Genomic DNA, 19,823 nt, shown 5'->3' on the forward strand with positions numbered 1-19,823 from the left:
AGTAACGCATACTCTCATACCGATAGATACTGTGAGGCATCACGAGGTATGGTATGGGAACTGCATGTGACGATGAGGCAATCGCGCTAATTCAATCACTACAAGCTGGGGATCAAGAGTCTTTCCCGGAACTTATGGAGATTCTGAAACCCATGGTGGAGTATGCCGTGTGGCAGTTCACTCACGGGAGTGTGCGCTATGCTGATGACCTCTTACAAGAAGCATGGATTGGCGTTTACAAAGCCGCACAGCGCTATGACACAATTGCCTATCCGCATTTGCTCAAAACCTATTTCCGAACTGCAATCATCAATCAGCTCGTGCTCGCCGATTCCCAAACAGCCGATTCATTGGCCCCACCAAGGGCTATCGCACGGTTCCAGCGCGATGCTGTCAAAGGACACGTCGACTGGTCCCAATCTAACGAGGAGATCCACCGCTCATACCCACAAGTCAACCTCGTCGAAATTGAACGGGTCCGCACGTTTGGTGGTTGTTCCGTCACCTGCATGAGCAATTTCCCTGAGGTGTACGACTCACTCACCGGTAAATACTCTGACGCCCCAGCGTTCGACGAGTGGGCAACCACTCGGGTTGACATTGAGCAGATCCTCACCGAGGTCAGGGCACAGGTTAGTCCTATACACTACCGTGTCTTTGAGCTACGATTCTTGCAGGACTTGAGTCGGCCAAGCGTGGCCAGGATGTTAGGGCTGAGCGTTGTTCGTGTCTATACGCTTGAACGCCAACTGCTCGCAACGCAATTTCTCGTTCGCTATACAGAGTCCAGCGCCCCGACTCCAGAGACGCTGCGTTCGCTGTTGGCACAAACCCTCTCTGCAACTGCTTGAGCAGCTAGGGTCGCCCATAGCTGGCTATAGCCGAGCTGGCTATAGCCGCCGGTGCCTGCGGTACCTTGGTCTGTCTGGTGTAGTCGCGGGGTTGACCGGTTGGGCGAGGTCCATCCCCTCATCGCCAGCATCAGCCATGGCTGGCACTGCCCCAGAGGCCTGGTCGTGACTTTGGATCTCCCCCAAGCTACGATCGGGACCACTTGTGGTTACTGCTACCGCGGGTTCGTCACCTTCGCCAGGGGTGGCCGTGAAGGCGATACCATCCTCGATCCCATAAGCGTAGGCATGGATGATCTTGGCAAGGATATCTGCATTGGTCTCGGGTGGAATGAATCGGCGCATCTGCTCAAGTACAAACTCTCGTCTCTCGGCATCCGACGGGTCCGGCGGGTCGATGAACTCGTCAATGAGCCCACGCTGGATCTCTCTGTGTGCACGGTTGCGCAGGGAGCGCAAACTGCCAATAGCCACCGCGATGTCGGTCTCGATTGGCAGCCTCGACAGGTACCAGAGAGGATTGCTCATGCTCTCGGCCAAATCGTGAGGGGTAAGACCTGATCCGAGCAGGCTCAAGAGTTCGCTGACTGTTGCTGGTCCGTCCATCTCATTCACACCGAAGCCTTTGGCATCGCGATCATCGATCGCAGCAGCTCCGGCCCTCCTTTCACTTGTCACTAGCTCTTCACATGATGTATATGCTCCGCGCGGTGCATATACATGGGTAATGGCACAAGATTTTTCACATGGCAAGATAGTACAGATACCAGTAGCGCGGTTTCCAAGGGATGACCTGCCCACTCTCGATCCCGATATCAAAGATGATGAGGAGCAGTATCGCGCAGGAATCGAGCACGTCACGATCTCTCTAGAGCACAACAACGCCGAAGACTGGTACTGGCGGTACGGGAAGGAGAGGCTGTATGCCCAACTTCGAGTGCTGGATCCCAAAAAGAGAGTGTCCTGGGAGGAGCTACACCGGTTCGTGAGTACCTACGCATGGATTGAGGGCAAGTGGAGGTTCATGTTGTCCAAACCGTGTTGGATGTTGCACATGGATGTCGTCGATCGAGTGGTGATGCTTTATCAGGGGCGCAAGAACTATGAAGAGACTCGGTTTAAGGCCGATCCGCGGGCACACCTGGATTTCCTCAGCCTGTTGGATCGCATCGTCGAAGATGTACGCGAGTTGCTGTCACACTGTGAAATCAAGGTTGACTCAGAGGGCGATGAGAACTACGCCTACATCCATCACGATGGTGGAGAGTATGTGCACACCTGGATCCCCAACCTCTTGCACCGTGTCACCGAATGGGAAGGCTTAGCCCCACCAGAGTCACCCGTCATGTGTGCGACTCCAGCGAGCTCCCCCGACGACAGATTGCCAGATGCGGGTGACCTCGACGACACGGAAAGCCCTTGGTAGGGTCGTACACTGTGGTGAGGAATTCCAGTGGAGTTGCAATCTGATTGAGAACGGAGACCCCCATGAACGTCGAAATACGAGACAACAAGCTCTACATCGAAATTGAACTCGACACACCGACACCATCATCGTCTGGCAAGACGTTGGTGGTGGCCAGCACGCATGGGAATACCGTGACCTCAGCGATGATCAACGGCAAGCCAGTCATCATAGGACTAAACGCCTACATCAAGCCCTAAGACGGCGCACTAGGCCCACAAACGTCAAGCCCTGGACTCGACGTACATCTTCCAGAACGGCTGCATATATGACACCAGAAAGGAGGGCAGATGCGCAGCGACCTAGTGCTGAATTTAGCCCAGCCGGGCGATGGGCAACCCTTCATCCCTATCCCATACCTAACACCGAAAGCCATGCGAAGCCTCGGGAGAAGTATCTGGAGAACGACCAAACATGTCCGCATCCAGGGAGGTCCGTTCGCGATCAACGGATGGGGAGCGTTCCAAGAGACGTTCGTCATTGACGATATCGAATCTGCCCGTTATGTATCGTGGTACTACAAACTTCTGGCCCGGGCTTATCTCAACAACATTACTGCTGGTCAATTGTACGAAATGATGACTGTCGACATGGTCTCTGACTTTGTCCGCACGTTCTACTTCGCGACGAAGCAACCCCGTCATCCGGCTATGGTTCTAGTTCACCAGGACCTAGGCGCGATATTGGGTGCCCACCTGCGCTTTGACAACGACAAAGTGCACTGGGGCCTAGACAAGCGCTACGTGGGGCTCATGAGCAGGATAGCAAACCTGGGGATGCTGTTCCTGGTGGCCTCTCCAGAGCCGTTCTTTATGATGGGGTGGTTGTGGCGCGAGCCGGGCAAACCCTGGCGACGCAAGCGTGCGTGGTTCACTCACAGCTACGATCCAACAAGTGACCTGCTGCAAACCACTCCGTTCCATGCGCCAGGGAGTGTTGGAGCATCGCACATCCCCACGCTCTATGACACCAACATCTACGTGCCCGGTCATGTTCGACACGTCAAGGAGAGGCGAATACCCGAAGGTGGATGGTCTGCACCCAAGAGTCGCCTGGCGCTGCGATCCGGTCCCAAGGATACGAGCGCGCCTACGTGGTTCGGTTAGCCGTCTCTAAGGATGGATCTAGTTTTGCAAATGAGAAGAGGCTTCACTCGAGCATCGACTATTTATCGCCGATTCAGTCCAAACAATCCGCTACGCTGCAGGCTGCACAGATAAGCGGGATCCAGTGTCGCATTGGTGAGCAATTCCACCTATCCACTCGGTGAAGATTGCAGTGAAACCTTGTGGATGGGGCGCGCAGTCCTTGTCTGTTCGGTTGCTGTCAACGTACCTGACGGAAGTGGACCTTGTGGAGGCTAGCTGTTATGAGAGCTCGTTGAGGCGAGAGAGGTCGGCTGGCGAAAGGACGATGGCTTCAACCGCAAGGTTCTCTTCGAGGTGTGCTACCGAAGAGGTGCCAGGGATGAGGAGCACGTTGGCTGATCGGGCGAGCAACCACGCGAGCCCAACCTGAGCTGGTGAGATCGCCCGCTCGGAGGCAACTTCCTTGACAACAGCCTGCTCCATTACCTTGGGCATGTGGGGAAAGGCAGATCCAAGCGGGAAGTAAGGCACGTAGGGGATTCCTTCAGCAAGGCACCGTTCAAGGACAGGCGTGTCTGATTGATCAACCAGGCTGAAGGCATTCTGCACGCAGGCGATCGCGGTGGTGGACAGCGCAAAGTCCAATTGCTCCACGGTGACCGTCGACAGCCCGATGCCAGCGATCTTTCCCTCGTCCCTTAGGGCCGCCATCTCAGCCAGTTGGTCTTCAAGGGGAACGTCGTGTTTGTCATCCACTTCATGGCGACGCAAATTCACGGCGGTCAGATGATCCACGCCCAAGCTCCGCAGATTCTCCTCAACGTCGGCGCGTAGATCTGAGGGCGCCTGAGCCGGGAGCCAGGCTCCCGCGCCATTGCGACGAGCTCCCACTTTTGAGACCAGTGCAAGGTCTGGCGGGTATGGATACAGAGCCTCGCGAATGAGTTCGTTTGCGACGTTCGGCCCGTAAAACTGTGCTGTATCGATGTGGTTCACGCCAAGGTCAAGGGTGCGACGTAGCACCGCGAGCGCCTCGTGGCGGTCTTTGGGCGGTCCGAGCACCCCTGCCCCGGGCAGTTGCATCGCACCGAATCCAATCCGTCGCACAGTCCGGTCAGCGAGCTGTTGGGTGTCGTTCACCACGATTTCCTCCTGGTTGGTTGTCATCTGGTAGCTATCAACGTACCTGCAGGGTGTGTATGTTATAGAGGCTAACTGCTAGAGGTTGGCGACGAGCTCGATCTCGAAGCCGTCGCTATTTTCGAGATAACTGGCGTGATTGTCGGCTCCCCCGGCACTGGGCTGGCCCTCGGAAAAAAGAAGCGTCCAGCCGTGCCGGGTGGCTCGTGCTGTGAGATCGGCAAGCTGGCCGAGGTCGCCAGCGTGAAACGCGAGGTGGTTGAGGCCAGGGCGGCATCGGTCGTAGTGGTCGCTCGTCAGGTCCCGTGATTGCTCAACAACGATGTAGGTGTCACCCAGTCGCCAGCTCTTGCCTTCGGCCCAGTCCTGATAGGGCGTGTAGCCAAGCGCGACAAGCAGCCAACCGAGGCTATCGACGGCTCGGCCGAGGTCTGGGACCCACAGCTCGACGTGGTGCAGCTCTCCGTACGTCATGCGGGCGTGGCCGGGTGCTCTAAGCACATAGCGGTAGGGAGCTCGACAAGGAGGGCTGGATGGGCGTCACGGTCGGCTTCCAATCCAGAACCCGGCATCGGCATCCGCTGGATCCCCTTCCGACTGATCTCTTCCAGGTCCACACTCAAGTCCACACGGACACCCTAAGGGTCGAGGCAAGAATAACTTCCCATTTTTGGGGATCCGGCCACCTGGGGCTGATGGTGTAGTTGCGGTTGGGCTGAGTGTCGTGAGGGCGGAGAGATGGACCCTTCATCTCCTTGTCGCTGACCTTGGCGCCTGTTGGATAGTTGATCTGGACAAGACGGGCGTCGACCCAGAGCGTAGATCTCTAGCGATTACCCTCGGCTCAACTCTGATTGAGTTCACCAATGCCTCGATGGTTGTCATGCTAGAACCAACTCAAAGGATCGCGGGCATCGAAGTAGCTAGCCTCGGTGACCTTCTCGCGATGAAACTAGCGACGATTACAAGACGCAAAGCGTTGCGGGACTACGACGATATTCGCGCCATTGAACAAATTGGCGGTCGGAGAGTCGAAGAGGGGCTGGCTTTAGCTGCCAGGCGCTACATGATACCAGACGACGCAGGTTTGCTAGCTATCGTAAGAGCGCTTGCCAAGGTTGATCAATGCAGCCCTGACCCACTTGTGCCTACATCGCACTCCGACCTCGTCGGATACTGGTCGCGCCGATTGCCAGAGATTACAGCATCGCTGAGCCGATGGGCGGTTCCGGAGTTATCAGATGAGATCGCTGCTGGCGTGCTGGACGATAATGTAGACATTGACGGATCGCATGAAGGCGAAACACCCTCTGTTGGCAATAGCAGGCGCAAGCCCCGCAGATTCTAAAGATGCATCATTACTCTGCCTAGCCCCCCTGCGGTCAAGACCTTCTCAGGATCGACCTCGACGGTTTCGGTCTCGTCCTCTGAGAGCGCGAGCCCGAGCACATAGTCGCTGATCTTCTGGGCAGCGCTGATTGCAGCCAACAGCTCCGTCTTTCGTTCTACCTCAGGCAGCGTACCAAGCCAGCTCTTGATGTAAGCGGCCTGGTTCTCGAGTTCGTCGCGATCTCCTTCGCACAGCTCACTTGGATCGATGGCGACGCCGAGCACGCACGCGCTCATCGATGCACCGATCTCGGCTTTCAACTCCTCCTTGGCGTAACCCTCGCTCCCAAAGGAGTGACCCTTAGGGCGGTTCAGTCTGGTCGCATGTCCGGTCGCATGCGCAATTTCGTGCAAGAGAGTCATGTTGTAATCAACCGCTGTCGGGAACGAGTCAGGCGGTGGGAGAACTATTCGATCCTGACTAGGGACGTAGTAAGCCCTCGTTCCCCGGTGGCTGAGAGGGACACCCATTCTCTCTACTGTGTCGACCAGCCGTTGGTCACGCTCGAACGAGGGCGAAGAGTCGAATACTGGAAGTTCCGGTATCCCCTCAATCTGGGATGCATGGAACACCGTGTAATAGCGCACGAACAAGTGGGGTTTCTCAAGCTCTACTCCATTCGTCGCGCCTACATCTTGGCCGTCTCTCTTTGCCTCACCGGTAGTCCCCCACTTCTCGATCGGTACTCCGTGCTCGCCCTTGCGTACACTCCAGCCCTGATCCTTTGCCTGTTTGAAGGTGCACCACCTGGGATCTGGCCCCGGCCGCAAGAGCGAGAGGCACCAGTAGTTGACTCCACGGTAGTTCTTGTTCGTCACGGCGTTCACCGGCGAGCCCTCATCATGGATCGGATCCCATGGCTGTTGCCAAGGTGCGGTGTCGGATTCGATACGGGCGAGGAGTTCCTCAACCAACCGCTCACGGATATTGATGCGTTCTGTCTGGGTTTCGGTTCTTGGTGCCATGTGGATGTATATGCATCGAGCGTGATGGACTCACCTTCGCCCCCCTGTCGGCACCGAAGAGGCAACGCGTTCGTGCATAGAAATAGACGATCACCAAGGAGGTCCGGATGCAGTTTCCAATCCGCTCGCAGAGCACAAAACCACGATTCATGGAGGCACCCCTCAACCCGCCTCGCATGAGTATCTACCCCGTAGCGGGAAAGGCAAGAGTGCCTTGGGATGAAGAACTGTCAGCGATGGCAAGGCACTGAGCAGAAGGCGTGCGCCCCTTGGCTCGCAAAGAGCCGACATCTTATCAAGACTGAGGAGACTGCCACCCCAATCCCTCAAGGGGTAGAGCTATTGCCATGCTCAAAAGGCCAACGCTCTGGGATCACTGCACGAACTGGCGCTCCAGCCCGTCCCATGCTTAACCGCACGTAACAGGGTTAATGAAACAACTCAGAGCTAGGTGTACCGATACGACTCTGGCTTTCCTTCCCGGGTGTTGATCGATGAACACGCGCTGACATCTGGGCCCTCAATCGTCCCAGCGCGATCAAGATCGGAGTTCCTAGAACCATCACCATCAAGGCATTCCCGCCCGCACGGAAAGAGTCCCACACAAAAGAGGTCGTCAAATAGAAACGAACGAAATGAGACAGCGCTAACGAAAGCGACATGCCTGGGTGGAATCCGAGTCCAGGAGCTGCCTGGTAATAGGTCCAGTCCCAGATATCCATCGCGATGCCAAAGCCATAGCCCGCAACAATCCCAATCATCGCCAAGATCGCGACGTCGCACCAGTCCGGCTTGTGGTCACGGCGGTGGGCGAAGAACCCCGCAAAGGCCCCAACCCAACCGGCGGCGAACAGCTGATAAGGGAGCCAGGGGCCAATACCGCCGGTGACCACCGCAGATACAAGCAAGGAGCTCGCTCCAACAAGAAACCCGTACCTTGCACCAAATACGTACCCAGCACACAAGATCAAGAGGAAAATCGGGCTAAACCCTCCGATCCCTGTCACGAGAAGAGCGCGAGCTGCAGCGTCGATTGACGAAAGTGCCACAAGAAGGGCAAAGGAGCGCACATCGAGAGACCGTGATCCCATCTCGATCAATATAAGCGCACCGCAGGTCCCAATACCGAGCGCCGCTATCGCTGCCACACTAGCATCGGATACAAAAAAGGGCCAAGCGAAGAGTGCGCACCCAATCCCTGTTGCCACCACCCAGCCGAGCAAGGTCAGAACGCGCCGCTGGGCTATCACGTGCTGTCCTCCTCCTCGGGAACGAGCGTACCGCCAGAGATCTTCCAGACGCGACGTGCCAGCTGATGAGCTAGCACCCGGTCATGGGTCGCAACGACGGTGGCAGTGCCGTAGTCGGCAAGCTGAGCAAGCATAGCGACAAGAGACATCCGTGCCCGTTCATCCATGCCGCGAGTCGGTTCGTCGAGAAGGGCAAGACGAGGCTGACCAGCTAACACAACTGCAAGTGCAGCGCGCTGGCGCTCCCCTCCCGATAGATCACGTGGATCGCGTTGCCCTAGATGAGCAAGGTCGAGGATCTTAAGGACATCGAAAGGGGAGGTCTCAAGGTGCAACCACTTAAGAGTCTGAGAAATTTCGTCGATCACACTTGCCCGGTGTAAGAGCACTCCGGGTTCCTGCGGAAGGTAGGCAATCCCCTTATCAGGGGCAAACCTCGTCCCTCCCGTCAGAGGGTGCAGCCCCCCAATCGCACGAAGCAGAGTGGTCTTTCCCCTACCGTTGGCCCCGGTGATGACCGTCATCTCACCCTTGTGGCCTACGAGATTGATATCGCTAAGCAACGGGGTCCCCTCTACCGAAATCGCGGCGCCACAAAGTTCCCAAACCACTTCGGCTGAGTCTGGAACCGGAAGCCTTGGAGGGACAACCATGGTGTTCATGGAGTCATCCTCCACGAGCACTCCCGCATGCATGCCAATGATACGATCGGCATTGAGGTAGCCCTCGAGACGATGCTCTGCAATAACGACACGCGTCCCTGACTTTGCAATCGCGACGAGAGTCTCTATCAAGATACGTGCTCCATCGTCATCGAGTTGCGACATGGGTTCGTCAAGAACCAAGGTGCCTGGGTTGGTCGCAAGTGCCGCCGCGACTGCTACCCGTTGTTGCTCGCCTCCGGACAGAGATCTGATACGCCGATCGATCAGGTGAGCTATCCCTACCGCCTCGAGAGACTCGGTAATCCTCGCACGGATCAAGTCTCGATCGAACCCCAAGTTCTCAGGGCCAAAGGCTATCTCGCGTGCCAAGGTTCCTCGCACAAAACCCGTCTCTGGCTCCTGGAAGACAAAACCCACCTGCTTTGCAAGTTCGCGTGTGGGCGTAGCTATTACATCACTCCCATTCACGGTGACTCGACCCGAAAAATCGCCCCCGTGAAAGTGAGGGATGAGTCCATTGATGAGGCGTAGCAGAGTCGACTTTCCAGATCCTGAGTCCCCGATCACAGCCGTGATACCATGACCGATTTCTCCGGAGACCCCATCAAGAGCCAACGCTGGTTCCACGCCCCAACCCGGGTAGCGATAACTGACATTCTCAAAGTTGATTCCAGGGTTCATCGTTTAACCTGGCGCAATTGCGAAAGCTGCCACCCCTAGCAGGATGGAGGGGATCCATACGAAGGGAGACAGCGAAGGAAGCGACGGAGTCGGATAGGGATACCAGGTCACTGGCATATGGGCGAGCCGAACGGCGAGAACAAGTCCACAGCAACCCACAACAACGGCTGCCCCAACCAGATTACGCCACTCGGGCTCTTGAACGACTAACTGGGTTCGGGGTCCGGTTCCAAACCCGCGTGCTTCCATGGACTCTGCAAGTCGAGCTGAGCGCTCAATAGCGCCAAGAAGTACCGGAACGATGATGTCAATCATCGCGCGAACACCTCTTGGGCGCCATCCACGGAACTGCTGGGCTTCCTTGATTGAACGGTAGCTTGCCGCCATCGCGGGAACCATGTTAAGAGCAGCGCCGAGAGCAGCACCAACGCGCGAGAGCGATCGAGGAAACGAGTCAGCCAGGTCGGTGGGATCCACCACCACCGAAAGGGTGGCTGCGGCTGAGATAGTCGCAATCAGTGCCAGCGCAATCGAGCCTCCTTGTAGGAAGCCTTCAACGGTGATGGCCCCAGAGACAAGCGGTACCCATGCTGGAACATACCCGATGACGGTCGCACCCTCGTGCACAAGAACCCCGTTGATCACCACCGAAACGATACCCATGATCGCGAGTCCAATGGCGAAGGGGCGGAGATGACGTTCACTCACGTGACGGCGTACCAGTACGCACCAAGACACCACAATCACGAGTGCCGACGACAGCGGGTTAGAGATGGTAAGCGCCACGATGAGCGCGCCTACAACCCAAACCAGAAGGGCTGTCGGTCGTCTCACAGCCTGCCTGGACCCGCCGGATTTGGCGGATTCTTCACGTTAGAAACGTACCGAAGGCCAAGCGACTCGCCTCGCGTCAACTGAATATCGCTAATCCCTACCGACGAGGAGACCCACTTGCCCTTTGCCTTAGCAACATAGACATTCCAATAGTCAGCGTTTGCAGGGAGGCACTCCGTATAGTGAGCCGGGACGTGATCGGCCTGACACAATGCGACCCCGAAGTTGTACTTCTGAGTCCCAAGCTCGATGTGTGCCTTCTTGAGTAACGTCAACGCTGCAATTGGAGATGTTCCTATCTCCGTGCAACCACTAATAACCTTGTGGGACGAGGGTTCCACCACAACCTTGACAGCTTTGGATGCCGGAACCTGAGCACAAGAACTAGAGCCCCCAAAATCGATCGTCGAGGCCAAACTCGACGATGCCGACCCACAGGCAGCGAGCCCAAGACCCGCACCCGCGACGATAAGTCCGTAGCGAATCCCTCGCGCCAAGACGCCATTAGCCATTCCAACTACCTCCTCTGGGGTGTCCACGCCCCATCTAAGCGAGTAAGCAGCGGTCAGTATCCTGACTCCGGATCAACACTTCTCTCGGTCTTCCAATCTCAACGAGACCGTGACCACATCTTGAGAGACGCTCCCCGTCCACAGTGGCGGCACCGTGCCGGATTTACACCGGCTTCCTGGTTCCGCTGCCCAGTATGCGCCTCTGAATCTAGCCCGTTTTTCCTTCGGCCATTCACTACGCACAAAATTTGATCGATGACCGGTCCTGTGGTTGATGAAAGGCTGAGCACTGGACCAAGGAACTGACTCGAACCCTTGAGAAGAGACGGCCTACTCTGGCAGAGCTGCTTCCCTCGTCTTGGTTGGCGAGGTGGCTCCCCAGCTGTTTGTGGCGGCGTTTATTGATCATTCTGCATAGTGAACCGCAATCCCTCTCTTACTCCGGTTCCTCCCGCGAAGCAGGCCTTTGCCGTTCTTCTAGGAAGAGCGGACTCGGGTTGCATCGCTGCGCAGCCGGTGGTCTTCTTTACGCTGTAGCAGGGACGGCCGCTATCCGATGCTTTGCTGGGGGCGCAGGTAGATTTTCCGTCATCAACTCCACATCCTTAGGACTCCCCACCGGATTTATTATCGTGGGTTCTCCATACAAGCGTTCTGATCGTTCAGGAGAGCCATAAGGCGACGTGGAGTACATCGCCTTATGGAACGCCATACGCGAGGTAGTGAGCGTCACCATCGCTCAGGACGTGATCACTTTTGCGCAGTACAAGAAACGCACTGGTTCATGGGGCGGAGAACATGGTGAGGGCAATCAAGGGCATGGACGAGGGCCAGGCACGAAGGTTTCGTCTGTAGACGCCAGGTGGTGCATACATATAGAGCAACGAGCCCGGGAGGTTTCATATGTCCGTTTTCATGGTATCCGACGCCCATCATATCGCTACAGAACTCGAGTTTGGCAGAGGGGTCCGGCCATGAACACAGTCTCTATGCGCGCACCAACCCAGCAATTGTTGGACTCCGATCTACAGACCCTCAAGATCGAAGTAGGCGACGACTGGGGCCTGGACCGCAGCCAGGGGATTGGAGGGTCGGAGTCAGGGTCGGTGCTAGGTCTCAACAAATATCGCGGCACTCTTGAACTACTGGAGGAGAAGATAACTGGCAAGGCACAAGAGTTCACCCAAGCCCAAGAGCTCAGAATGGCGTGTGGTCACGCGCTTGAGCTATTGACGTTACAGACCTTCGCGAAAGAGGTGTTGGAGGTCCCCTATTGCGAGAATCTTGAGGATCTTGACCACGCGGATGGCCTGACACGGCCTGATCGGTATCTGTACTTGAATCCACGGTATCCCTTTGCCTTCGCCCACATCGATGGGCTCTATCGCGCAAAGGGTGAGATCGGCATCGTCGACGCGAAGGTCTCCTTTCGTTCTCCCTGGTCGGAGGCTCCCGAGTACTACATCACTCAACTCGCCCACTACAGCGCCGTGCTCGGTGTGAACGTGGGTTACATAGCCGGGATGTTCATGGATCAGCCCTTCCCGGCTCCCCAGCATTATCGCATCGACTTCCTACCGTCCCAGCTCGAGTTGGTCATGAAGGCGGAGCGCATCTTTTGGAATGGCGTCACTGCGATTAGGAATGGGGCTGTGCCCTCGGAGTTGCGCCTCGGTGCCTTCGAGCAGAGGCTTGGCATGATGGGCGAGGAGTTCATGGCTGGAATCGAGGTTCCAACACTCGACGACAGAGCCAACTCCTCGACGGTCACTGTGAACAATGAGGAGCTTGCATCCCTACAGCGCTATGCAGAGCTCAAGAACCAGGTGCGCCTAGCGTACAGAGAGATCGGTGAAATCAGCGATGGGCTCAAAGAAGCTGTAGATGCACCCAACATCTCGTTCGTACTTGCCGACGGCACTCCTGTCGCGAAAAAGACGACGACCATCACCAACGTTCTCGACAAAGGAGCATTGGCCGAAGCGGGGATACCGGTTGACGCGTTCTACACACCCTCAGAGCAGGTGCGACTCACGACGACCAAGGCACTTACGAAACTAGAGCTCCAAACTGACGTAGCTCCGATGCGGATGCGTGCCTAATGAGAAGAATACCATGCGCGTCTGGGCAAGAAGAAAAACAAAAACCACAAACCGGCCTATATATAGCTTGCATGGAACCAAGTACACAAGCTGCCCTTACCTCCGAACCTCCTGCGCTCTTCACTTGCCGAGAAGCGTGTCAACTCCTGCGCATATCCAAATCAACGCTCTATCGTTTGATTGGAGATGGAGAACTTGTGCCAGCCCATATCGGGCGATCAGTGCGTTTCACACGCTCAGAGCTTCATCGCTTTGTCGCCGGGCTAGATCGCTAACCAATGTGTTACTCCTCTTCGTCGGCCCCAGCCGATGGACGACCCTTGTTGGGGGGATAGATGCCGGCCTTGATTAACACCCTTGCGGGAACACCCATCTCCCTCCATGATTCATACGAAATCCCACGGGTGTCGGAGAACACCTTCGCGATCCCGAGGAACTTGTTCTCCAGCTCATCAAAGGCCTCATTCTCGGCCCGCCCGGCGAGGATCTGTTCGAGTTTTCTACGGTTCTCAACAAGTACCAGCTTCTCGACCCCTGGGGGTGATGATGCAATCTTTGTGTTCAATTCAGCCAGCTCGGCCTTTATGGCCTCTGGGTCATTCTTGCGGGGTCCACGCTTATGGTACTTACCAGTCGCGATCTCGCGCAGATACCTCTCGACAACACGAGAATGTGAACGTCCCTCGGCCATGCGTTGCTTTTCTTCACTGGATAACTTACGCTCACGTCTCGCATCGCCATTCAAGTTGTGGATCTCACCCATCCTTATACTCCCTCATGTCCGACATGGCACCTCATTCGCCTCTAAGGCTACCCCGATCATAACCCTCTCATGGAACGTGTGTGTTGGTTAAGTCAAATATTGAACAACAAGCCATCCTGGATGCTGGAATGAGTGGAAAGGAGCGCATCCTAGCCATCAACGCATTGGCAGGCACTGGGAAGACAACTACCCTCACTTTGCTTGCGAATGGGCCACTTGCAAAGACGAACATCCACTACATCACCTTTAACGCACGAGCAGCAACAGACGCGCGCAAACGGTTCGGATCCAACACGATTGCTAGTACGGCTCATTCGCTCGCATGGCAGTCGCGCTGTCCAGGTACAACATCGCCAATGTCAGCGATCTTTGCCTCACGGTTGGTACACGGGGGCCTATATGGGGCCCTGGTGCAGGTGAGCGAGAACGAGACTCGCCTGCGTCAATCCTTTACCAACGTATCGCGAGCGTTGCGGCTAGAGCGATCTGGATGGCGTGGAGGGATCTCGCCGGTACTCCAGGTGATCGACGAGTTTACTAAATCTCCAGATATGGAGATTTCCACCAGGCATATCCCTAAACCGATTCAGATCCTTGCAAAGCGGATGCACGCTACGAGCCACTTAGACGTGTTGATCAAGGAGGCTCAGCGGTTATGGGAACGCCAGATCGACCCACAATCAACGATGCCCGTTTCGCACAGCGTCTATCTCAAACTGGCATCCCTTGATCCTGAACCTATCGATGCTGAGGTCGTCTTCTTCGACGAAGCACAGGACGCCTCTGCACCAATGTTGCGCATCCTTGAGGCCCATGCTGGCCGTGGTGGACGACTGGTGCTCGTCGGCGACAAGTATCAACACATCTATGGATGGGCTGGGGCCATGAATGCGATCGACGAGCTGGCGACCAAGTATCCTGATGAGTCACTAGTGCTGCCGCTCTGTCGATCATACCGATTCGGTCAAGACATCGCCGACTCAGGGAATGTCTTCCTCAATGCAATGGGGGCTGGCTACTCCCTCATCGGCATGGGACCTCCAGGGGAGGCCGTTGGGTATGCAGACACGACGACGGTCCTCTTCCGCTCAAACCTGCGGTTGATCATGGAGATTCTCTCCCTTGTAAAAGCTGATTCTGGGGTTAAGTTCCATGTGGTAGGTGGCACCAAGGACATCGGTTACATGTTGAACGATCTGGCTGGCCTCTTCGAGGGCAGGCTCGCCAAGAGCGGAGAGTTGTGCGGCTTTGCTGACTGGGAGGAGCTCACCGAGTTCAGCGAGACTCCGCTGGGGTCTGGATATCGCCCACTTGTCAATCTTGTAGAGCGCATGGGAGGAGCGGTTGGCGGTGTATTGCGAGTACTCAACATGAACGAGAGCAATGCAAAGAAGGCTGAAGTAGTTCTTGCGACCGCGCACAAGGCAAAGGGGGCACAGTGGGGATCCGTTACGCTCTCTCGAGAGTTTCGCAATGTCTGGGAAGCCTCGGTTTCAACACACGGCGATAATGTTGCCTATACACTCCCTGATCACGAGGAGATGGCCCTCCAGTACGTGGCTGCTACTCGTGCTGAGACTCTGCTAGCCGATTCTGGGCTTGTACCGTTCGTGAACGAACATCTCCGCCTGATGCACTTTGGAGGCACGCCAGAAGGCGCACGGATCATTCCAAAGGCTCGGCGCCAGCCAACTCATGTGGGGCAACCACGAGATTCACATACCACAGACGTGAGTGATTTGGCTAACGCCAAGACCAACAGGTACGCGGGTTCGTTGTTTGACGGCTAACTGTCCAACGTAGGACCACATCACACCTGCCGTCTGGAGACCGCAGATGTGATCTGTACTCTGGCTTATTAAGGAGCAAGCTCACCGGATCCAGTTTGGCTACCACAGAATTGGATCAACGAATCACGAGAGAAGCGCCATGCCTTGCCAAGTTTGACCCCAGGAAGTCGCCCAGCATGGGCAAGGCGTTCCACCGTCTTGTAGTGCAAGCCCAGTAGCTCACCGGCCCCGCGAGAGTCTAGTAATAGGGGGACTTCGGAAGTATTAGTGGCATCTGAAGGCATTGTAGTCATCTGGTGTAACCTCGTCTAACTCAGCGTCACACGTCATCCTTCGCGCGTAACATTCGCTCCTATAGACATACATAGGCCGATTCTTGGAGAACAATTGTTAGAAGATATATAAATCTTGATTCTCGTCCACATCACCACAGGGGCCATAGAGTCACGGCTTCAAAAGCCGTCCCATGATCTCCCCCGCCTCGCGATCCTTGGCCTCGAGGACATGACTATAGATTCCTAATGTCATCGAAGCATTGGCGTGTCCAAGCCTTCCGGAGACCGTGCGGATGTCTACCCCAGCAGCGATAAGTTGAGTGGCCGTGAAGTGTCGAAGGCTGTGAAAGTGGATACCCTCGATATCGAGTTTCTTGGCAACTCTCCGAAATGCAGCGCTGATACTGTCAGGGTGCAGAGGCTTTGACCCATCAACATCACCGAAAAACAACCAAGGGTTGTCAGCTCGCTTGATCATAAGCTTGGTACAAGCATCGGTGAGCATCTGCTGTTGAACCAAAACAATGCTGCTCCCAACACTATCGAGCAATACTCTACGCTCTCGCTTGGTCTTCGTTGGTCCGACCACAACCCCTGTTGCTGGCGTGTAGTTGAGGCCACGACGAATCCAAAGGAGGGAATGAGGGAGATCAATATCGTTCCAGTGCAAACCAAGCAACTCTCCACGGCGAGCCCCGGTAAGTGCGGCGAGTCCAATAATCGCTGTGAACTGGGGATTAGATTTGGCCATCTCTTCCATGATGGCCTGCAACTCTTCAACAGACGGGGCCGTGACCGGGGCTGGTGCTACACGGGGAAGTGTAGCCAGTCGTGCAACATTGCGTTCTATCCAACCCCACCGAATCGCCTGTCCAAGCGCAAGTCTAATAACGGCATGCGCGTGACGGATGGTCGACGCGGAGTAGCCCTGCGCATGCAATCCCGCATATAGGTCATCTAAGTCCTTGACCGTCAGAGCGTTTAGTGGAATACTGCCTATGGCGGGGATGAGCCGATGGTACGCATGCCACTGGTAATCGTCGTAGGTGCGTACCGCAAGGTCTTTACCTCTACAAAAGCGCAGCCACTCCTCCAACAGGTACTCCACTGTGGCCGAACTCGGAGTGGTAACTTCCTGTCCGACGCTAGAGACCATCTCGTTGAGAGCCTTCTCCGCCTGTCTACGCGGCCCGTGGAAGACCTTAGTCTTGCGCCGCTCCCTGCCAGTAGCGGGATCTTGACCTAAGTAAACCTGCAATCGCCAGGTATCCGGTTGGCCCTTGTGGGGAGTGATACTTCCGCGCATGTGATCACACTACCAGCAAGCAGTCGCTCCACGGATACCTATCCGTATCACATCCGTATCACGCAACCTTTAGAGCGTATAGTGCTCTGCGCAATACTGCCTCTGAGCTGGGGGTTTCTGGCTGGCGGGCCAGGGCTCGAACCTGGAACCTCCTGATCCAAAGTCAGGCGTTCTGCCGATTGAACTACCCGCCACTGCAACCTGATACCCTACCATACGCTCGAATCGATGCCGACCAATCCGCGACAGGAGACAGAGGGCTACGCCAGAGCGACTAGCATCTCTGACTCATGGGATCATTGATTAAGAAGCGCCGCAAGCGCATGCGCAAAAAAAAGCACAAGAAGATGTTGAAGAAGACGCGCTGGCAGCGACGCGCTGGTCGTTAACTGATTCACGGTTTAATAACCCCTCTAGCAATGCTAGAGGGGTTATTCTTTTGACGTCGTTGTAGCTCGGCGAAGGCGTGGCAATGTGTGGCATCCGATCGCTACCACCTCTCCCACCGCGCTCGACAACATTGTGGCATGTGCCGCGGGATCACCTCGCTCCGCCACAAGACCAAGCTCTGCAAAACTCCCCTCCATGAACAGCGTTGAGCCTGAGCCAGCGAGCAGGACCGGTCGAAGGAACCTCGCATGCAACTCCTCACCCAACGCACGCAGTTTCGGCTCTACTTCGCAGGCTGCCAAGAAGAGATCATTATCACCCCCATCGCTACCCACTCGATCAAAGGCCCCATAGACAGCAACCGTAGAGATCGAGAAATCGGGTAGAAAGAGGACATAATGTCGTTCAATCTCCTCTAGCGCTTCGACCTGGTCGCCGATCCCTCCCACACGCACATGTCCCCCGACCAAGGAAGGCGGGACATCGGCTCCGAGGCGCGCAACCTCACGAAGGTCCCCACGATAACCAAAATGGCGCAGTATGGCAGCCGCGTCACTGGAACCGCCACCCAAACCCGCCCCGTAAGGAATACGTTTGTTCACCACGACATGAGCCGACACGCCCAAGAAATCAAGGGCACGCACAACAGAATTCGTACCATCAACCCCGACCTCGTAGCGGCTGGCTCCACCCAAGAGAGGATCGGCAACCATCGTCACCACGCTTGGTTCTTGCGTTACGCAGATGGAGAGCCCGTCCCCAAGAGAGAGCGAGACCATATCGGCTTCCACTTCATGGTATCCATCGGCCCGGCGAGAGACGATTTTGAAGCGAGTCGTCAGCTTCGCAGGTGCCTCAAGCTGGAGCGCCAAGGCCAGCCTCCTCAAGGGCCCGTCCGATAGCGATCCACTCATCGAGGAGCAAGGACTCGGGACGGCGCGTCACCGCAATGCCTAGTTCCCCAACAACAGCTCCCTGTTCCGGGGTCAACACTCTTCGCAACATCTGACGACGATGACCAAAGGCCAGACGAACAACCCAAACGATGGTTGCATACAGCCGTGGATCGACTACTGAGAGAGGATCCCGCACTCGGTCGAGACGAATCACCTTCGAGCCCACCTTTGGTGGGGGCACGAAGACCGAAGGCGGTACCGTGAGCACCGCACGGGTGCTCGCCATGAGTGCCACGTGAACGCCAAATGCCGAGCAACTGCGGCTTCCCACGGGCGCCAACAATCGGTCGGCCATCTCGGCCTGCACCATCACCACCATCGACTCAACATACCATGCGCATTCGAGTACACGAAGGAGGATTTGGGAGGCGATATTATACGGCAGGTTGCCGACGACGACAGTTGGGAGAAGATCGATCCCCGGATGAACAAAGTCGAAAGCCAGGATATCACCGTTGATGACCTCAACGTTCGTGATTCCCCGCTCCAACAGTGTCGATTGCAACTCGGCCGTGAGTGCACGATCTGCCTCGATCGCCACCACTTGCTCAAAGAACTCAGCAAGAAAGACGGTCAACGACCCCGCACCAGGACCAACCTCAATCACCCGAGCATGCTGCCTTCGAGAGGACTCATGAGCTATCTTTCGAGCGATGTTGGCATCGACGAGGAAGTTTTGGCCGAGTGCGCGGGAAGGCTCGAAGCCTTGCGAGAACAACCGGCGATGTAGTTCAGATTTCGATACACCTGTGGTCAATTATGGCCAGTGTAGTACCGCCGGTGTGAGTCCTTGGCCAAGCGGCGCAATGTTCGCAAATGAGGCGGGAGAGAGATCAAGAATGCGACCACCCACGTACGGACCCCGATCGTTGACTACGCACTGAGTTGAGGCACCGGTATTGGCATTGGTCACCGTCACAACGGTCCCAAACGGCAAACCGGGCGACGCGCAAGTCCCCGCGGGTGAAGCATACCACGAAACAACACCTGTCTGGCTGTACTCAGGAGGAGGAGGTGGTGGTGGAGGTGGTGGAGGAGGTGGTGTCGCCACCGGCAGGGGAATCGGCGGCGGGCCGGGAGGTGGGGTTAGGGGTGCAACCAGCTGCGTCATTCCTGCAGTAGCATCTGCAATTGACCCCAAGCCGGCAACAACGGCCAGACCATTCTCATTCAAGAGTGTGACCTCAGATGTCGATGAATACAAAACTGGGAGCGATCCGCTGCCAACACTCGATGAAGTGTGAACAGTGGTTAGCTGGCGCCCAGCGGTGAGATCACTCGTCAGAGAATAACTCCCTGACGGCGTCGCAACCGCCCAACTGGTCGCGACAAGCGAAGCAACACCGACACCAATCGGCACTACCCTACTCACGCGAGCCAACTTCCTGCGAAGTCTCAGA

At 56.3% G+C, this 19,823-nt stretch carries 23 protein-coding genes, 1 tRNA gene and 1 riboswitch; of the genes, 9 read left to right on the forward strand and 15 right to left on the reverse strand.

The window, feature by feature from the left end; genetic code table 11:
- Positions 1-53 precede the first annotated feature (53 nt).
- Complete coding sequence (locus tag M7Q83_RS02580; RefSeq protein WP_298335060.1) at positions 54-851, forward strand: sigma-70 family RNA polymerase sigma factor; 798 nt, start codon at positions 54-56, stop codon at positions 849-851.
- Positions 852-890: 39 nt separating this feature from the next.
- Here the strand turns inward: M7Q83_RS02580 and M7Q83_RS02585 are convergent, their stop codons facing one another.
- Positions 891-1,529 carry a hypothetical protein gene (locus M7Q83_RS02585; RefSeq protein WP_298335062.1) on the reverse strand — a complete coding sequence of 213 codons (639 nt, stop codon included), beginning with the start codon at positions 1,527-1,529 and terminating at the stop codon, positions 891-893.
- A gap of 49 nt (positions 1,530-1,578) precedes the next feature.
- Between M7Q83_RS02585 and M7Q83_RS02590 the strand changes: the two genes are divergently transcribed.
- From M7Q83_RS02590 to M7Q83_RS02600, 3 genes are all read left to right on the forward strand, one after another.
- On the forward strand, positions 1,579-2,277 hold the full coding sequence (locus M7Q83_RS02590; protein WP_298335064.1) for a hypothetical protein: 699 nt from the start codon (positions 1,579-1,581) through the stop codon (positions 2,275-2,277).
- A gap of 62 nt (positions 2,278-2,339) precedes the next feature.
- Complete coding sequence (locus tag M7Q83_RS02595; protein WP_298335066.1) at positions 2,340-2,516, forward strand: hypothetical protein; 177 nt, start codon at positions 2,340-2,342, stop codon at positions 2,514-2,516.
- A 90-nt stretch (positions 2,517-2,606) separates the two neighbouring features.
- Entirely contained in the window at positions 2,607-3,422 is an 816-nt protein-coding gene (locus tag M7Q83_RS02600; RefSeq protein WP_298335068.1) for a hypothetical protein, read from the forward strand.
- A 261-nt stretch (positions 3,423-3,683) separates the two neighbouring features.
- On the opposite strand, the gene M7Q83_RS02605 is transcribed toward M7Q83_RS02600, so the two are convergent.
- Together M7Q83_RS02605 and M7Q83_RS02610 are read right to left on the reverse strand one after the other, a co-directional pair.
- Positions 3,684-4,544: an oxidoreductase gene (locus M7Q83_RS02605; protein WP_298335070.1), complete on the reverse strand. Its 861-nt coding sequence runs from the start codon at positions 4,542-4,544 to the stop codon at positions 3,684-3,686.
- A 78-nt stretch (positions 4,545-4,622) separates the two neighbouring features.
- Positions 4,623-5,018: a VOC family protein gene (locus tag M7Q83_RS02610; RefSeq protein ID WP_298335072.1), complete on the reverse strand. Its 396-nt coding sequence runs from the start codon at positions 5,016-5,018 to the stop codon at positions 4,623-4,625.
- A 250-nt stretch (positions 5,019-5,268) separates the two neighbouring features.
- Between M7Q83_RS02610 and M7Q83_RS02615 the strand changes: the two genes are divergently transcribed.
- Positions 5,269-5,892 carry a hypothetical protein gene (locus tag M7Q83_RS02615; RefSeq protein WP_298335074.1) on the forward strand — a complete coding sequence of 208 codons (624 nt, stop codon included), beginning with the start codon at positions 5,269-5,271 and terminating at the stop codon, positions 5,890-5,892.
- Here M7Q83_RS02615 and M7Q83_RS02620 read toward each other — a convergent pair.
- The 5 genes from M7Q83_RS02620 to M7Q83_RS02640 all read right to left on the reverse strand — a co-directional run bounded on the left by M7Q83_RS02620 (position 5,889) and on the right by M7Q83_RS02640 (position 10,841).
- Positions 5,889-6,899 (reverse strand): zincin-like metallopeptidase domain-containing protein, encoded by a 1,011-nt coding sequence (locus M7Q83_RS02620; RefSeq protein ID WP_298335075.1) that lies wholly within the window; start codon positions 6,897-6,899, stop codon positions 5,889-5,891. The genes M7Q83_RS02615 and M7Q83_RS02620 overlap by 4 nt on opposite strands.
- 428 nt (positions 6,900-7,327) lie before the next feature.
- Positions 7,328-8,149: an ECF transporter S component gene (locus tag M7Q83_RS02625; RefSeq protein ID WP_298335077.1), complete on the reverse strand. Its 822-nt coding sequence runs from the start codon at positions 8,147-8,149 to the stop codon at positions 7,328-7,330.
- Positions 8,146-9,495 carry an ABC transporter ATP-binding protein gene (locus tag M7Q83_RS02630; RefSeq protein WP_298335079.1) on the reverse strand — a complete coding sequence of 450 codons (1,350 nt, stop codon included), beginning with the start codon at positions 9,493-9,495 and terminating at the stop codon, positions 8,146-8,148. Before M7Q83_RS02630 ends, M7Q83_RS02625 begins: the two co-directional genes overlap by 4 nt.
- Before the next feature lie 3 nt (positions 9,496-9,498).
- Entirely contained in the window at positions 9,499-10,329 is an 831-nt protein-coding gene (locus M7Q83_RS02635) for an energy-coupling factor transporter transmembrane component T (RefSeq protein ID WP_298335081.1), read from the reverse strand.
- Positions 10,326-10,841, reverse strand: a complete 516-nt coding sequence (locus tag M7Q83_RS02640; protein ID WP_298335082.1) for a hypothetical protein — start codon at positions 10,839-10,841, stop codon at positions 10,326-10,328. The genes M7Q83_RS02635 and M7Q83_RS02640 overlap by 4 nt, the downstream gene beginning before the upstream one ends.
- Positions 10,842-10,874: 33 nt before the next feature.
- Positions 10,875-11,060: riboswitch (cobalamin riboswitch) on the reverse strand.
- A gap of 755 nt (positions 11,061-11,815) precedes the next feature.
- Between M7Q83_RS02640 and M7Q83_RS02645 the strand changes: the two genes are divergently transcribed.
- Together M7Q83_RS02645 and M7Q83_RS14180 are read left to right on the forward strand one after the other, a co-directional pair.
- Positions 11,816-12,943: a YqaJ viral recombinase family protein gene (locus tag M7Q83_RS02645; protein ID WP_298335084.1), complete on the forward strand. Its 1,128-nt coding sequence runs from the start codon at positions 11,816-11,818 to the stop codon at positions 12,941-12,943.
- Positions 12,944-13,014: 71 nt separating this feature from the next.
- Entirely contained in the window at positions 13,015-13,218 is a 204-nt protein-coding gene (locus M7Q83_RS14180; protein ID WP_366526359.1) for a helix-turn-helix domain-containing protein, read from the forward strand.
- A gap of 8 nt (positions 13,219-13,226) precedes the next feature.
- On the opposite strand, the gene M7Q83_RS02650 is transcribed toward M7Q83_RS14180, so the two are convergent.
- Entirely contained in the window at positions 13,227-13,706 is a 480-nt protein-coding gene (locus M7Q83_RS02650) for a hypothetical protein (protein WP_298335086.1), read from the reverse strand.
- A gap of 80 nt (positions 13,707-13,786) precedes the next feature.
- On the opposite strand from M7Q83_RS02650, the gene M7Q83_RS02655 reads away from it, so the two are divergent.
- Positions 13,787-15,496, forward strand: coding sequence for a UvrD-helicase domain-containing protein (locus M7Q83_RS02655; RefSeq protein WP_298335088.1), 1,710 nt, complete (start codon positions 13,787-13,789; stop codon positions 15,494-15,496).
- 68 nt (positions 15,497-15,564) lie between these two features.
- Here the strand turns inward: M7Q83_RS02655 and M7Q83_RS02660 are convergent, their stop codons facing one another.
- The 3 genes from M7Q83_RS02660 to M7Q83_RS02670 all read right to left on the reverse strand — a co-directional run bounded on the left by M7Q83_RS02660 (position 15,565) and on the right by M7Q83_RS02670 (position 17,271).
- Positions 15,565-15,789 carry a helix-turn-helix domain-containing protein gene (locus M7Q83_RS02660; RefSeq protein WP_298335089.1) on the reverse strand — a complete coding sequence of 75 codons (225 nt, stop codon included), beginning with the start codon at positions 15,787-15,789 and terminating at the stop codon, positions 15,565-15,567.
- Positions 15,790-15,940: 151 nt separating this feature from the next.
- Positions 15,941-17,077: a site-specific integrase gene (locus M7Q83_RS02665; RefSeq protein ID WP_298335090.1), complete on the reverse strand. Its 1,137-nt coding sequence runs from the start codon at positions 17,075-17,077 to the stop codon at positions 15,941-15,943.
- A gap of 118 nt (positions 17,078-17,195) precedes the next feature.
- Positions 17,196-17,271 (reverse strand) — tRNA-Gln (locus tag M7Q83_RS02670).
- Between the two features lie 96 nt (positions 17,272-17,367).
- Here M7Q83_RS02670 and M7Q83_RS02675 point away from each other — a divergent pair.
- Positions 17,368-17,466: an AURKAIP1/COX24 domain-containing protein gene (locus tag M7Q83_RS02675; RefSeq protein WP_081901091.1), complete on the forward strand. Its 99-nt coding sequence runs from the start codon at positions 17,368-17,370 to the stop codon at positions 17,464-17,466.
- A gap of 42 nt (positions 17,467-17,508) precedes the next feature.
- Here the strand turns inward: M7Q83_RS02675 and M7Q83_RS02680 are convergent, their stop codons facing one another.
- From M7Q83_RS02680 to M7Q83_RS02690, 3 genes are read right to left on the reverse strand one after another with little or no spacing between them, the layout of a single operon-like run.
- Positions 17,509-18,339, reverse strand: a complete 831-nt coding sequence (locus M7Q83_RS02680) for a 4-(cytidine 5'-diphospho)-2-C-methyl-D-erythritol kinase (RefSeq protein ID WP_298335093.1) — start codon at positions 18,337-18,339, stop codon at positions 17,509-17,511.
- Positions 18,323-19,180 carry a 16S rRNA (adenine(1518)-N(6)/adenine(1519)-N(6))-dimethyltransferase RsmA gene (rsmA, locus tag M7Q83_RS02685; RefSeq protein WP_366526360.1) on the reverse strand — a complete coding sequence of 286 codons (858 nt, stop codon included), beginning with the start codon at positions 19,178-19,180 and terminating at the stop codon, positions 18,323-18,325. Before rsmA ends, M7Q83_RS02680 begins: the two co-directional genes overlap by 17 nt.
- The gene (locus M7Q83_RS02690; protein ID WP_298335095.1) at positions 19,181-19,795 is read right to left on the reverse strand and encodes a septal ring lytic transglycosylase RlpA family protein; all 615 of its coding nucleotides are present in this window, start codon (positions 19,793-19,795) and stop codon (positions 19,181-19,183) included.
- Between the last annotated feature and the right edge of the window lie 28 nt (positions 19,796-19,823).

Source organism: Ferrimicrobium sp., from assembly GCF_027364955.1.
Taxonomy (GTDB): domain Bacteria; phylum Actinomycetota; class Acidimicrobiia; order Acidimicrobiales; family Acidimicrobiaceae; genus Ferrimicrobium.

What these genes read in the sequence shown, in the direction of transcription:
- M7Q83_RS14180 (WP_366526359.1), top strand. Translation starts at nt 13,015, where the DNA reads ATGGAACCAAGTACACAAGCTGCCCTTACCTCCGAACCTCCTGCGCTC.
- M7Q83_RS02600 (WP_298335068.1), top strand. Translation starts at nt 2,607, where the DNA reads ATGCGCAGCGACCTAGTGCTGAATTTAGCCCAGCCGGGCGATGGGCAA.
- M7Q83_RS02650 (WP_298335086.1), bottom strand. Translation starts at nt 13,706, where the DNA reads ATGGGTGAGATCCACAACTTGAATGGCGATGCGAGACGTGAGCGTAAG.
- M7Q83_RS02590 (WP_298335064.1), top strand. Translation starts at nt 1,579, where the DNA reads ATGGCACAAGATTTTTCACATGGCAAGATAGTACAGATACCAGTAGCG.
- M7Q83_RS02645 (WP_298335084.1), top strand. Translation starts at nt 11,816, where the DNA reads ATGAACACAGTCTCTATGCGCGCACCAACCCAGCAATTGTTGGACTCC.
- M7Q83_RS02665 (WP_298335090.1), bottom strand. Translation starts at nt 17,077, where the DNA reads ATGCGCGGAAGTATCACTCCCCACAAGGGCCAACCGGATACCTGGCGA.
- M7Q83_RS02595 (WP_298335066.1), top strand. Translation starts at nt 2,340, where the DNA reads ATGAACGTCGAAATACGAGACAACAAGCTCTACATCGAAATTGAACTC.
- M7Q83_RS02640 (WP_298335082.1), bottom strand. Translation starts at nt 10,841, where the DNA reads ATGGCTAATGGCGTCTTGGCGCGAGGGATTCGCTACGGACTTATCGTC.
- M7Q83_RS02610 (WP_298335072.1), bottom strand. Translation starts at nt 5,018, where the DNA reads ATGACGTACGGAGAGCTGCACCACGTCGAGCTGTGGGTCCCAGACCTC.
- M7Q83_RS02620 (WP_298335075.1), bottom strand. Translation starts at nt 6,899, where the DNA reads ATGGCACCAAGAACCGAAACCCAGACAGAACGCATCAATATCCGTGAG.
- M7Q83_RS02580 (WP_298335060.1), top strand. Translation starts at nt 54, where the DNA reads ATGGGAACTGCATGTGACGATGAGGCAATCGCGCTAATTCAATCACTA.
- M7Q83_RS02675 (WP_081901091.1), top strand. Translation starts at nt 17,368, where the DNA reads ATGGGATCATTGATTAAGAAGCGCCGCAAGCGCATGCGCAAAAAAAAG.
- M7Q83_RS02660 (WP_298335089.1), bottom strand. Translation starts at nt 15,789, where the DNA reads ATGACTACAATGCCTTCAGATGCCACTAATACTTCCGAAGTCCCCCTA.
- M7Q83_RS02630 (WP_298335079.1), bottom strand. Translation starts at nt 9,495, where the DNA reads ATGAACCCTGGAATCAACTTTGAGAATGTCAGTTATCGCTACCCGGGT.